We start from the raw sequence: 11,189 nt of genomic DNA on the forward strand, positions 1-11,189 counted from the left end.
CCGAGGCGCTCGACCGGGATCGCCCCGCCGTGCACGCGCCGCAGCACCCCCGAACGCTCCAATGCGGTCAGATCCCGGCGGATCGTCTCAGTCGTGACGGCGAACTCCTCCGAGAGCGTCACCACGTCCACACGTCCGATGGTCCGCGCCCGGTGCAGGATCTCCTGCTGCCGCTCCTCGGCGTACATGCTGTTGATTCACCGCCGTTTCCGTGTTGTTTCAGCTTTATTTACACCCGAATATGTTGGAAGGTCAATGGTTGGCTTCCATCGGGCTGAGTCGAGCACGAAAAACCTAGGTGTTTACCTGGAGTGCGGGCACACGTGAGCCGGAGGGCGCGGAAGCCTGAGATTTTGGAGTGCGTTGGAAACGGTGGCCCCCGCCGAGGGGGCTGAGGTCCCTCAGCCGGGAAACGAGATGTGGGTGGACGGCACGTGGGCGGTCAGCCAGACGCCGTTGGCACTGATCTGGAACTCGTGACCCGCCCGGTGCATCTCACCTGAGCGAACGACCAGCACGACCGGCCTGCCCCGGCGCGCACCCACCCGGGTTGCGGTTTCCCGGTCGGGGGACAGGTGTACCGCGTGCCGGGTCATCGGCCGCAGGCCGTCCGCTCTGATGGCGGCCACGCGTGAGCCCACCGTTCCGTGGAACAGGACCTCGGGCGGCTCGACCGCGGGCAGGTCCAGGTCGACCTCGACCGTGTGGCCCTGGTTGGCGCGGATCCGGTCACCCTCTATGGTGAAGCGCCGCTTGTCGTTGCCCGCGACCACCTGCGCGAGCTCGTCACGGGTGATCGTTAAGCCGTGCCGCGCGGCGGCGGCGAGCAGGGCGTCGATGTCCGCCCACCCCTGCGGGCTGAGAACCAGCCCGATGCGTTCGGGCTGGTGCCGGAGGTGCGCGGAAAGATATTTGGAGACTCGAACCAGTCGTCTGTTGTCCATGGGACAACAGGATGCCGACTCGCCCGCCGCTTTCCGGCGGGTTCGTGCGTGGGGCGTCTCCCGGCCTTGGAGGGCGGCCTCAGCCGTCGGCGGCCCAGCCGTGGGTGCGCTTGAGCACGGCGGCCACGCGGGCGAAGCGCTCGGCGTCGAGGATGGAGCCCTCCCGCCGGATGTCGTCCTCTTCGAGGGTGAAGATCCGGTCAAGGCGCAGGTAGGAGACGCGGTTCTCCCGGTCCCAGTGGCCGGGGCCGAGCTCCAGCCAGTCGCTCGGATCGCCGTTGCCGCCTCGGCTGGACAGCATCAGCGCGAGCAGCTTGTGTCCGTGACGGCCGACGACCAGCAGCGGCCGGTCCTTGCCGCGGTTCGGGTCCTCCTCGTAGGGGACCCAGGCCCAGACGATCTCGCCGGGATCGGCGAGCCCGTCGAGGTCGGGGGAGTAGTTCAGGGTCGCTGCCCGGTCGACACGGTAGACCTCGCTGACCGCGCCTCGAACCGGTCGGGGGTCCTCGCCAAGATCACGCACAGGTGCAGCCTATTGCAGGCACACGGTGTCCTTCAAAGGGGGGCGGCTCCGCGGGCGGGGGTGCCGCCCGCTGGCCGGACGCCAGCCGGGCGGCGATCGGTCCGGGGCGTCCGGACCCGGTTCGGATGCGCGGCTCAGCCGCCGCTCTTGCGGCGGAAGGAGCGCTTGGCCGCAGCCGGGCCGTGAGCACCGTGGATCTTCGAGGCGTTCTTCCCCTTGCCCCCGGCGTTCGCGTCCGCCTGGGCGAGCTTCTTGCGCTCCAGGGCCTCGCGGAACTTGCGCTTCAGTTCGTCGTCGGAACCCTCGGGCTCCTCCGGCGTGACGTCAGACATGCAGACCTCCTGATCTGGCCGATCTGGCTGATCCGGGCGGACGGTCCCACCCTGGCCAACCGAACCTCATCCTCTCATGTTTCGAACATGGGTCCGGCTGGCCTGACCGCGAGGGCCGGTCGCCGACGGTGCCCGCGGCGGCGCCTCGGCGGTGGCCGGGACGTGCGGCGGCGCGGGCACTCCCCCTAGTTCAGGTCCATGGCCATCAGCAGCAGCAGTCCGGCGAGGTGACCGACGACCACGAAGACGATCACGAAGACGAAGACGAACTTCGCCGGACCGTGCTCGAAGTTCTGGCCCTCCTTGAGCGCGGGACGCGTGGCCTGGCGCTCGGCGATCCGCTCCTCGATCGACTTGCTGTGAAACATGGGGATCCTTTGCTCGCCGATGCTTGGGGCGATAATAGTTTGTGTATTAATTATCGTACTATGTCGGGTGGAGGTGCGCGTGAGTGACATGACTGATCCGCTAAGTCTGGAGAGCCAGGTGTGTTTTGCCCTGGCGGTCGCCTCGCGCAACGTCATCGGGGTCTACCGGCCGCTGCTGGAGCCGATGGGGCTGACCCACCCCCAGTATCTGGTCATGCTCGCCCTCTGGGAGCAGGCGCCGCTGTCGGTCAAGGAGCTGAGCAAGCTACTGAGACTCGACCCCGGTACGCTGTCCCCGCTGCTGAAGCGTCTCGAGGCTGTTGGCTACATCCGGAGGCAGCGTGACGGCCAGGACCAGCGTGTCCTGGCCGTCTCGCTCACGCCGGAGGGCCGAGGGCTGCGGGGCGAGGCGGAGAAGGTTCCGCCGGCGATCGTCAGGCGTCTGGGAATGAACCTGGAGGAGCTCCAGGAGCTCCACCGGTCGCTGAACCGGGTGATCGCCGCGGCGGACGGCGCGCATCACTGATTCATGTGGAGAGGAAAGGCTCATGGCTGGAAGCCACGGAGGAAGTCCCAAGTCTTGGCTTGCGGTGATCATCATTCTGCTGGGGTTCACCGTGGGAGGCGTGGCCCTGTGCCTCGGCCCCAACTGGATGTTCTTCTGGATCGGGACCGGGGTCGTCGCGATCGGTGGAGTGGTCGCCCTGGCGGTTGACATCTTCTCGGATGTCATCATCGACGCCCCTCGGGTGCCGTTGGACAACGGCAGCAGCTGATCAGGCCTCCTGCAGCGCCTCCTCGACAGAGGTGAAGACCTCGAAGGAGGGGCGCAGGCCGGTGATGGCGAGGATGCGCTCCAGGGTGCCGTGCACGCCGACGAGCGCCAGACGGACACCCAGAGCGCGACTCCGCTGGAGCACCAGGATCAGCTCCGCGACCCCGGTGGAGTCGCAGAAGGTGAGCTCCGTGACATCGGCCACAATCAGCGAAGGCGCTTCCATCTCCCATGCCTTCTCCATCTCCAGGCGGAAGGCGGAGGTGTGCCGGTAGTCGAGCTCTCCGAGCACCTGGACGACGAACACCGTCCCGAACAGGTTCGATGAGACCGTGAAAAAGGTCATGGCTGGCTCCTTCGCCCGCGGGTGACAGGGCGGGCTGCCCTTTTTCCTACCAGGTTCGGCGGCGCCGTGCTCCCGGAGGGCGTCAAAGGACCCGGTAGAGCAGCTCGGGCCGTCCGACCCCACCGTACTGGGGAACCCGGCGGGTGATTCCACTCTCCGTCAGGTGCTCCAGGTAGCGGCGGGCGGTCACCCGGGAGACGCCGATCGCCGCCCCGGTGGTCTGGGCCGACAGGCCGTCGGGGAATTTGCGCAGCTCCGCCAGCACGGCGTCGAGAGTGGCCTGGGTCATCCCCTTGGGCAGGAGACTCTGCGCCGGACCCCGCAGCGCCGCCAGTGTGCGGTCCACCTCGCCCTGGCCGCTGGCCTCTCCCAGGCCCTCCACCGACGAGCGGAACTCCGCGTAGTGGGTGAGCTTCTCCTTGAGCGAGGCGAAGGTGAACGGCTTGAGCAGATACTGGGCCACGCCGACGGAGACCGCGGACCTGACCACCGACAGGTCTCGTGCCGAGGTGACCGCTATGACGTCCGACATCACGCCCGCCGCCCGCAGCGTCCGGCACACCTCAAGGCCGTGCATGTCGGGCAGATAGAGGTCGAGCAGGATCAGATCGACCGGGTGGCGCCGCAGGAAACGCAGTGCCTCCCCGCCGGACCTGACCACCCCCGCCACCCGGAAGCCGGGCACCCGCTCCACGAAGACCCGGTTCGCCTCGGCGGTGATCTCCTCGTCCTCGACCACCAGTACCGAGATCATCACATTTCCTTTCCGCGCAGCGGCAGCCGTACGGTGAACACCGCGCCCGTCTCGTTCTCCAGGACGGTGCTCTCCGGGACGGTATGGGCCGTCCCCGTCGTATGGGACGCCCGCGCCGGGTGGCCGTCCTCGGCGGTCCCGCCGACCTCGATCGTTCCGCCCAGGCGGCGAACCGCCTGGCCGACCATGGCCAGCCCGAGGCCGCGGCCGTCACCCTTGGTGGTCCATCCCCTGCGGAAGGCCTCACCCGCCGTCGCGGGGTCGAGCCCCGGGCCGCTGTCGGCCACGCTGATCACGAAGGCCGTCTCGTCGGCGCGCAGCCGCACCTCCACCCGGGCGGGCCGGGTTCCCGCCATGGCCGCTTCGGCCGCGTTGTCTATCAGGTTGCCGACGATCGTCACCAGATCGCGGGTGTCCAGGCCGAGGTCGTCGAGTTCGCTGTCCGCGGTGATCGCCAGCTCCACCCCCCGTTCCCCGGCCTCGGCGCTCTTGCCCAGCAGCAGCGCGGCGAGCACGGGTTCGCGTACGGCGCCCACCACCCGGTCGGCGAGCTGCTGTGCGGCCCTGATCTCAGCGGTCGCGAACGCCACGGCCTGTTCGGCACGACCCAGCTCGACGAGGGTGATGACCGTGTGCAGCCGGTTGGCCGACTCGTGCGCGGCGGCCCGCAGGGAGTCGGCGAAGCCGCGCTCGGCGTCCAGCTGTCCGGCCAGGGACTGCAGCTCGGTATGGTCGCGGAGGGTGACCACGGTGCCGAGCGAGCGGTTGCCGGAGCGGACCACCGCCGCGTTCACCACCAGCGTCCGCTCCCCGGTCATGTGGATCTCGTCGGTGCGGTTCTCGGCCGTCGAGAGCCGCTCGCCCAGTGCGGGGGGAAGACCCAGGTCGGTGACGTGCCGCCCGTTCACCTCGCCCGTGAGGCCCAGGAGCTCCCGGGCGCCGTCGTTGCAGAGCGTCACCCTGCCCGCGTCGTCGACGAGCAGCAGTCCCTCCCGCACGGCGTGCAGGATCGCATCGTGGTACTCGTACATCCGGCTCAGCTCGGTGGGGCCCATGCCGTGGGTCTGGCGGCGTAGCCGGGCCCCGACCAGGTAGGTGCCCATCCCGCCGAGGGACAGGCCGAGCAGCCCGATCAGCGCGGCGCCGGCGATCTGGCCGCGGAGCCTGACGCTGATCTTGTTGATCGTGATGCCCGCGCTAACCAGGGCCCTCACCCGGCCGCGGTCATCACGGACCGGGGCGACGGCGCGGACCGAGGGACCGAGGGTGCCGGTGTAGGTCTCGGTGAAGATCTGCCCGGCCAGGGCGGGTGCGGTGTTGCCGAGGAAGCGGCGGCCGATCTGGGCCGGGTTGGGATGCGTGTAGCGCACGCCGTCCAGGCTCATGATCGTGATGAAGTCGACCCCGGTCTCCCGTCTCACCCGTTCCGCGTACGGCTGCAGGGCCGTCGAGTCGCCCAGGGAGGCGAGGACAGAGGGGGAGTCGGCCACACTGACCGTCACCGCCTTGGCGGTGCCGACGGCCTCCTCGACGAGCAGGTCGCGCATCTGCAGGAAGGCGAGCAGCGCGCCACCGGTCACGGTGACGCCCACGACGACGATCTGCAGTGCCAGCATCTGCCTGGCCAGACTCCAGCCGCGCACCTGTCTGGAAAGCTCCCGCAAGTTCACGAACGAAATGTACGCAATGGTGACTTAGATCACAGCGTCAGCAGATAGTCGCTCGACCGGATTTTTCTTCTACCACGGTGGAGACACGCATGAGCGCGGCCCGAGATAGAACACACCACCTGTACATAGCCGTGATCGCCGCCGTGGTCGCCGGAGTCACGGTCGGGCTCATCGCTCCCGATCTCGGCAAGGAGCTGAAGCCACTCGGCACCGCCTTCGTCGCCCTGATCAAGATGATGATCAGCCCGATCATCTTCTGCACCATCGTGCTCGGCGTCGGATCCGTCACCAAGGCCGCCAAGGTCGGCAAGGTCGGTGGCCTCGCGCTCGGCTACTTCCTCGCCATGTCGACGGTCGCGCTGGGCATCGGCCTGCTCGTGGGCAACCTGATCGACCCCGGGCAGGGCCTCGCGCTCACCGACGAGCTCCGCAAGGCCGCCGAGGCCGAGGCGGCCAAGGGCGGCGAGAGCGACACGGCGACGTTCCTGCTCGGGATCATCCCCACCACGTTGGTCTCGGCGTTCACCGAGGGCGAGGTGCTGCAGACCCTTCTCGTCGCGCTGCTCGCCGGGTTCGCCCTGCAGGCGATGGGCGAACGCGGCAGGCCCGTGCTGAACGGCATCGCGCACATCCAGCGGCTCGTCTTCCGGATCCTCGCCATGATCATGTGGGCCGCCCCCGTCGGCGCCTTCGGCGCGATGGCCGCGGTCGTCGGCGCCACCGGTGTGGACGCGCTCAAGAGCCTCGGCGTCATCATGCTCGCCTTCTACGTGACCTGCCTGCTCTTCGTGTTCGTCGTCCTCGGCCCGATGCTCTGGCTGGTGGCGCGGATCGGGCTGCTCTCGCTCCTGCGCTACCTGGGCAGGGAGTTCCTGCTGATCCTGTCGACCTCGTCGTCGGAGTCGGCACTGCCGCGCCTGATCGCCAAGATGGAGCACCTCGGCGTGAGCAGGCCGGTCGCCGGGATCACCGTGCCGACCGGCTACTCCTTCAACCTGGACGGCACCGCCATCTACCTCACCATGGCCACGCTGTTCGTCGCGAGCGCCACCGGCGCGCCGCTCTCCTTCGGCGAGCAGATCTCCCTGCTGGTCTTCATGATGATCGCGTCGAAGGGCGCCGCCGGGGTCACCGGCGCCGGCCTGGCCACCCTCGCCGGGGGCCTGCAGTCCCACCGCCCCGACCTGGTCGACGGCGTCGGTCTCATCGTCGGCATCGACCGCTTCATGTCCGAGGCGCGGGCGCTGACCAACTTCGCGGGCAACGCGGTCGCCACGGTCCTGGTCGGCACCTGGACCGGCGAGTTCGACCGGGAGCGCGCGGCCGAGGTGCTGGCGGGGAGGGTCACGTTCGACGAGACGACCCTCCTGGACGACGACGATGACGGCGGCGACACCCCGCCGCCCGCCGCGCGCTCGGACGACCCGGTGATGTCACCGGCATAGCGGGAAACCGGGCGGCCGGTGCGCGGGCCGGTGCCGGACACTCGTCTCGGGGGAGCGAGTGTCCGGCACCGGCCCGTATCCGTACCGGAACGCCCGGGCGCCGCCCACCTGGCGCTCACCGTCACCGCCGCCCGTGCCGGGTACGCGTGGCCGCCGGGGGCGGGGTGCGTTTCGTCCCGCCGCCCAACGAGATCACCGCCGGGGGCGACGCGGGCGGGTTGGCCTGCTACCGGATCGCGGGCCGGTGTTCCGGCCCAGGCCGGGGGCGGAGGCCCGCGTGAGCGTGCCGTGACTTCCCGGACCCGGACGAGATCACCCTGGAGTTTGTACGGACACCGCCACGCTGACGAACTCCCAGGATCCAGCGGTTTTGACACCCCTGCTGGAGCGTTCTAGTTTTGCGAACTCAAACGATTGATCGAGAAGGAGCGGCGGATGGCCGTCATCGATGCCCATCAGCACTTCTGGAACCTGGAGACGGGTTCCTATTCCTGGTTGACGCCGGAGGCGGGGCCGATCTACCGCACCTTCGCCCCCGAAGAGCTCCTCGGGCAGCTCGCCGCCGCAGGTGTGGAGCGGACCGTGCTGGTCCAGGCCGCCGATACCTACGCCGACACCGACGCGATGCTGGCGCGGGCGGACGCCCACGACTTCATCGCCGCCGTGGTGGGCTGGGTCCCGCTGAACCGGCCGGCCGAGGCCGCCGAGGCACTGGAGCGCTATGGGCGGCACCCGAGATTCGCCGGGGTCAGGCATCTCATCCACGACGATCCCGACCCCGACTGGGTGATCCAGGACTCGGTGGTCGAGGGGCTGGGCCTCCTCGCGGCGGCGGGGCTGCCGTTCGACGTGGTCGCGGTGCTCCCCAGGCACCTGGAGCACGTACCGGTCCTCGCCGAGCGTGTCCCCGGGCTGCGGCTGGTCATCGACCACCTGGCCAAGCCGCCGATCAGGGAGCAGGGTTGGGAGCCGTGGGCGTCGCTGATCGCCCGAGCCGCCGAGCATCCCAACGTGTACGCCAAGGTGTCCGGCCTCAACACCGCCGCCGCCGAGACCTGGACCGCCGAGGACCTCCGCCCCTACGTCGACCACGCGATCGAGGTGTTCGGTCCCGACCGGTTGATGTTCGGCAGTGACTGGCCGGTGGCCACCCTCGCCGGAGACTACGCCAAGGTGTGGAGGGAGACGGGTGTGCTGCTCGCGGGCCTTGGCGAGAACGACCGCGCGGCCGTACTCGGAGGTACGGCCGCGCGCTTCTACCGGAATGCGGGCCAGGACTGACGGCGCGACCTCGACGGCCTTCCTCGCCCTGGAGGTGAGGGGTGGCGCTCCGGGCGGGACACGCTAGCGTGCAGGGGTGAATGGGACCTTCACCGTAGAGGAGGCGCGGGCGCTCATGCCCGCGCTGCTGGAGCGGGCCGCCGCGTTCGTGACGATGCGGGGAGAACTGGCCGAGCTCGCGTACGAGCTCCGCAGCACCGGCACCTCGGAAGCCGGCGGGCTGGCCGAGGCGAAGGCGTACGAGGCCAGGCTGGAGGAGATCCTCGGCTGGTTCGAGGAGCGGGGCATCGAGGTCAAGGGCGTCGCGCCCTTGCTCGTCGACTTCCCCTCGGTGCTCGACGGGGTCTCGGTGCGGTTGTGCTGGCTCGAAGGAGACCGCGACCTGGCCTGGTACCACCGCGCCGAACTGGGTTTCGCCGGTCGCCGGCCCCTTCCCTGATCGCGGGCCTCCTCCGGCGCGATTACTCGATCACCAGGTTGACCGGGATGTTGCCGCGGGTCGCGTTGGAGTAGGGGCAGACCTGGTGGGCGGCCTCCACGAGGGCGGTGCCGGTCTCGCCGTGCAGCGCGTCGGGCAGTTCGACGCGCAGCGTCACCCCGAGCGCGAAGCCCTTGCCCTCCGGGTGGAGGCTCACCTCGGCGGTCACCGACGCCTCGGAGACGTCGGCCTTCTCCCTCCGGCCGACCAGCTGGAGCGCGCTGGCGAAGCAGGCGGCGTAGCCGGCCGCGAACAGCTGCTCGGGATTGGTGCCCTCGCCGGAGCCGCCCATCTCCGGCGGCGGCGCGAGGGTCACGTCGAGGCGCTTGTCGGACGAGACCGCCCGGCCTTCCCTGCCGTTGGCGGTGGCGATGGCGGTGTAGAGCGTACTCATCGTGATCTCCTTTTCGATTTTGAACAACTCAATTGTGTGCAATTTAGTTGGTAACAGTCAAGTTCGGTATAATCAGGATCGTGAAGATCTCCGTCGAGAACCTCGTCTGTTTCGACGTGCACGCGGCCTCGCGGGCGCTGGACACGGTCTACCGCAGGGTGCTGCGCGAGCTGGGTCTCACCTACCCGCAGTACCTGGTGATGATGGTGCTCTGGGAGCGCGGGCCGGTGACGGTCAAGGAGCTCGGTCTCACGCTGCGGCTCGACTCGGGCACCCTGTCGCCGCTGCTGAAGAGGCTGGAGGCGGCGGGCCTGGTGGGCCGCGAGCGCGACGTCTCCGACGAGCGCTCCGTGCTGGTGCGGCCCACGCCCGAGGGCGTCGAGCTGGGGGAGCGGGCGTGCGACGTTCCCGGCCAGATCTTCGAGGCCGCCGGGCTCGCGCCCTCGGAGGCCCTCGACCTGCAGCGGACCCTGCGCCGGGTCATCGCCTCCCTCGACGAGTCGTCACGATGATCGCCGCCGACGACGTGCGCCGCGTCGCCATGGCGTTGCCCAGGACCGAGGAGAGGATCGTCAGGGACCGGGTGACGTTCCGGGTGGGCCGGATCGTCTACGCCGCGATCTCGCCCGACGAGACCTCGATGGGATTCGCCTTCCCCAAGGAGGAGCGGGCCGCGCTGATCGCGTCCGCGCCGGAGACGTTCCAGCTGCCCCGGCCCTCCGACGAGCGTTACAACTGGGTGCGGGTCCGGCTCGCGGCGATCGACGCGACCGAGCTGCGCGAGCTGGTCGAGGACGCCTGGCGGATGGTCGCGCCCAAGCGGGTCGTGGCCGCCCACTTCGGGGAGCCGGTGGTCAGGAGGTCCCGCTGAGATGGACCTCCCGGGCCAGCTTCGTCGTCTGGCCGGTGGAGCGCTGCCAGGTGGCTCCGGCGGGGTGGGCGGTCAGCAGGACCATGATCCAGCGCTCCCCGGGGCCGACGAGGCCGGTGCTGTGCAGTACCGGACGGCCCAGGTCGGGTACGGGACCGGCCCCGGCGGGTGCCGTCGCGGTGACCCCGCTCGGTGCGGTGGCGCCCAGGGCCACCGGAGCCGGAGAGGCGGAGGTGAGGGCGGCGGAGGCGGTGCTGGCGGCGGGAGAGGTCGCCGGGCGGCAGCGGACCGGGGGGGTGGAGCCATAACCCGACCAGCCCTGCTTGACCGCCCACGGCCCGCGCACCCCGCGGGGGATGCCGAAGTACTGGTCGAAGCCGTCGGAGCCGCACTGCCCGGCTCTGCGCAGGTGGCCCAGGATCAGACCGCTGACCTTGGGGTCGGCCCGGTCGAGCAGGTAGCGGTAGGTCTTGACGACGTCCATCGCGCTGAGCGAGGTGTAGCCCCAGAAGCCCGGTTTGTCGGCTGGCGGGGGAGCGGTGTCGGTGAGTTGCAGCTTGCGCGCCATCCGCTGGATGATCCTTCCCTGACCGCCCCTGCTCCAGAAGGAGGTCGCGGCGGCGTCGTCGCTGACCCGCAGCATGACCTTGAGCAGCGCCAGGTCCTTCTTGGAGACGCCGCTGTCCGACTCCAGACGGTCGATCGCGATGAGGATCTTCACCACCGACGCCGACCGGAACCTCCGGTGCGCGTTGCGGTACTCGGTCACCTTCGCGGTCTGCCGGTCGAAGACCACGTAACCGGCGGTCACCCCGGCCGGGACATGTGGCTTGCCGGGGGCGGTGGCCGAGGCCGGAGTGGTGGCCGCCAGGAGGGGGAGGGCGGTCGCGAGGACCGTCAGCAAACGCGTCACGGGACAGATGCCTACCAGATCCCGGCGTCGGCGGCAGGAAGACGACCCCTCGGAGGGATCGCTCCGGGGCGTTCCGCGAAGGTCCGCGCCATGGA

The 11,189-nt window shown here is 69.7% G+C and carries 17 protein-coding genes; 7 read left to right on the top strand and 10 right to left on the bottom strand.

All coding sequences use genetic code 11. The features are described from left to right. The 5 genes from IG98_RS0139790 to IG98_RS0139810 form a co-directional block, all read right to left on the bottom strand. The coding region (locus IG98_RS0139790) for a DeoR family transcriptional regulator (protein ID WP_030924915.1) at nt 1–188 on the bottom strand (188 nt) is incomplete at its 3' end. 213 nt (nt 189–401) lie between these two features. Then, nucleotides 402–944 (bottom strand): RNA 2'-phosphotransferase, encoded by a 543-nt coding sequence (locus IG98_RS0139795; RefSeq protein ID WP_030924918.1) that lies wholly within the window; start codon nt 942–944, stop codon nt 402–404. A 79-nt stretch (nt 945–1,023) separates the two neighbouring features. Further along, nucleotides 1,024–1,467 (bottom strand): type II toxin-antitoxin system PemK/MazF family toxin, encoded by a 444-nt coding sequence (locus tag IG98_RS0139800; RefSeq protein WP_030924919.1) that lies wholly within the window; start codon nt 1,465–1,467, stop codon nt 1,024–1,026. Between the two features lie 134 nt (nt 1,468–1,601). Beyond that, a complete protein-coding gene (locus IG98_RS0139805) occupies nt 1,602–1,799 on the bottom strand; it encodes a DUF5302 domain-containing protein (protein ID WP_030924921.1) in 198 nt (65 codons plus the stop codon). A 185-nt stretch (nt 1,800–1,984) separates the two neighbouring features. Further along, complete coding sequence (locus IG98_RS0139810) at nt 1,985–2,167, bottom strand: hypothetical protein (protein ID WP_030924924.1); 183 nt, start codon at nt 2,165–2,167, stop codon at nt 1,985–1,987. A 79-nt stretch (nt 2,168–2,246) separates the two neighbouring features. On the opposite strand from IG98_RS0139810, the gene IG98_RS0139815 reads away from it, so the two are divergent. Together IG98_RS0139815 and IG98_RS0139820 are read left to right on the top strand one after the other, a co-directional pair. Continuing rightward, nucleotides 2,247–2,693 (top strand): MarR family winged helix-turn-helix transcriptional regulator, encoded by a 447-nt coding sequence (locus IG98_RS0139815; RefSeq protein ID WP_030924927.1) that lies wholly within the window; start codon nt 2,247–2,249, stop codon nt 2,691–2,693. Between the two features lie 22 nt (nt 2,694–2,715). Continuing rightward, a complete protein-coding gene (locus IG98_RS0139820) occupies nt 2,716–2,943 on the top strand; it encodes an HGxxPAAW family protein (protein WP_030924930.1) in 228 nt (75 codons plus the stop codon). Here the strand turns inward: IG98_RS0139820 and IG98_RS0139825 are convergent, their stop codons facing one another. The 3 genes from IG98_RS0139825 to IG98_RS0139835 form a co-directional block, all read right to left on the bottom strand. Next, entirely contained in the window at nt 2,944–3,288 is a 345-nt protein-coding gene (locus IG98_RS0139825; RefSeq protein ID WP_030924933.1) for an anti-sigma factor antagonist, read from the bottom strand. It lies immediately after the preceding gene. 82 nt (nt 3,289–3,370) lie between these two features. Continuing rightward, entirely contained in the window at nt 3,371–4,042 is a 672-nt protein-coding gene (locus tag IG98_RS0139830; protein ID WP_030924936.1) for a response regulator, read from the bottom strand. After that, nucleotides 4,042–5,712, bottom strand: a complete 1,671-nt coding sequence (locus IG98_RS0139835) for a sensor histidine kinase (protein WP_245651914.1) — start codon at nt 5,710–5,712, stop codon at nt 4,042–4,044. The genes IG98_RS0139830 and IG98_RS0139835 overlap by 1 nt, the downstream gene beginning before the upstream one ends. Before the next feature lie 89 nt (nt 5,713–5,801). On the opposite strand from IG98_RS0139835, the gene IG98_RS0139840 reads away from it, so the two are divergent. The 3 genes from IG98_RS0139840 to IG98_RS0139850 all read left to right on the top strand — a co-directional run bounded on the left by IG98_RS0139840 (nt 5,802) and on the right by IG98_RS0139850 (nt 8,877). Further along, nucleotides 5,802–7,157 (top strand): cation:dicarboxylate symporter family transporter, encoded by a 1,356-nt coding sequence (locus IG98_RS0139840; RefSeq protein WP_030924940.1) that lies wholly within the window; start codon nt 5,802–5,804, stop codon nt 7,155–7,157. Between the two features lie 435 nt (nt 7,158–7,592). Further along, entirely contained in the window at nt 7,593–8,438 is an 846-nt protein-coding gene (locus tag IG98_RS0139845; RefSeq protein ID WP_030924942.1) for an amidohydrolase family protein, read from the top strand. A gap of 76 nt (nt 8,439–8,514) precedes the next feature. After that, entirely contained in the window at nt 8,515–8,877 is a 363-nt protein-coding gene (locus IG98_RS0139850; protein WP_030924945.1) for a DUF2203 domain-containing protein, read from the top strand. Between the two features lie 22 nt (nt 8,878–8,899). Here IG98_RS0139850 and IG98_RS0139855 read toward each other — a convergent pair whose 3' ends face one another. Next, nucleotides 8,900–9,310 carry an organic hydroperoxide resistance protein gene (locus IG98_RS0139855; RefSeq protein WP_030924948.1) on the bottom strand — a complete coding sequence of 137 codons (411 nt, stop codon included), beginning with the start codon at nt 9,308–9,310 and terminating at the stop codon, nt 8,900–8,902. Nucleotides 9,311–9,390: 80 nt separating this feature from the next. Here IG98_RS0139855 and IG98_RS0139860 point away from each other — a divergent pair, with 80 nt between their 5' ends. Together IG98_RS0139860 and IG98_RS0139865 are read left to right on the top strand one after the other, a co-directional pair. Then, nucleotides 9,391–9,822: a MarR family winged helix-turn-helix transcriptional regulator gene (locus IG98_RS0139860; protein ID WP_342666887.1), complete on the top strand. Its 432-nt coding sequence runs from the start codon at nt 9,391–9,393 to the stop codon at nt 9,820–9,822. Continuing rightward, on the top strand, nt 9,819–10,181 hold the full coding sequence (locus IG98_RS0139865; RefSeq protein ID WP_030924950.1) for an MmcQ/YjbR family DNA-binding protein: 363 nt from the start codon (nt 9,819–9,821) through the stop codon (nt 10,179–10,181). Before IG98_RS0139860 ends, IG98_RS0139865 begins: the two co-directional genes overlap by 4 nt. Here IG98_RS0139865 and IG98_RS0139870 read toward each other — a convergent pair. Continuing rightward, nucleotides 10,165–11,094, bottom strand: coding sequence for a serine hydrolase family protein (locus IG98_RS0139870; protein ID WP_051753531.1), 930 nt, complete (start codon nt 11,092–11,094; stop codon nt 10,165–10,167). The genes IG98_RS0139865 and IG98_RS0139870 overlap by 17 nt on opposite strands. Between the last annotated feature and the right edge of the window lie 95 nt (nt 11,095–11,189).

The organism is Streptosporangium amethystogenes (assembly GCF_000721075.1).
In the GTDB taxonomy this organism is placed as follows: Bacteria; Actinomycetota; Actinomycetes; order Streptosporangiales; family Streptosporangiaceae; genus Streptosporangium; species Streptosporangium amethystogenes.

Bases quoted from the DNA above. Each gene is read 5' to 3' on its own strand.
- IG98_RS0139795 (WP_030924918.1), bottom strand. From the start codon at position 944: ATGGACAACAGACGACTGGTTCGAGTCTCCAAATATCTTTCCGCGCAC.
- IG98_RS0139805 (WP_030924921.1), bottom strand. From the start codon at position 1,799: ATGTCTGACGTCACGCCGGAGGAGCCCGAGGGTTCCGACGACGAACTG.
- IG98_RS0139810 (WP_030924924.1), bottom strand. From the start codon at position 2,167: ATGTTTCACAGCAAGTCGATCGAGGAGCGGATCGCCGAGCGCCAGGCC.
- IG98_RS0139820 (WP_030924930.1), top strand. From the start codon at position 2,716: ATGGCTGGAAGCCACGGAGGAAGTCCCAAGTCTTGGCTTGCGGTGATC.
- IG98_RS0139825 (WP_030924933.1), bottom strand. From the start codon at position 3,288: ATGACCTTTTTCACGGTCTCATCGAACCTGTTCGGGACGGTGTTCGTC.
- IG98_RS0139830 (WP_030924936.1), bottom strand. From the start codon at position 4,042: ATGATCTCGGTACTGGTGGTCGAGGACGAGGAGATCACCGCCGAGGCG.
- IG98_RS0139840 (WP_030924940.1), top strand. From the start codon at position 5,802: ATGAGCGCGGCCCGAGATAGAACACACCACCTGTACATAGCCGTGATC.
- IG98_RS0139845 (WP_030924942.1), top strand. From the start codon at position 7,593: ATGGCCGTCATCGATGCCCATCAGCACTTCTGGAACCTGGAGACGGGT.
- IG98_RS0139855 (WP_030924948.1), bottom strand. From the start codon at position 9,310: ATGAGTACGCTCTACACCGCCATCGCCACCGCCAACGGCAGGGAAGGC.
- IG98_RS0139865 (WP_030924950.1), top strand. From the start codon at position 9,819: ATGATCGCCGCCGACGACGTGCGCCGCGTCGCCATGGCGTTGCCCAGG.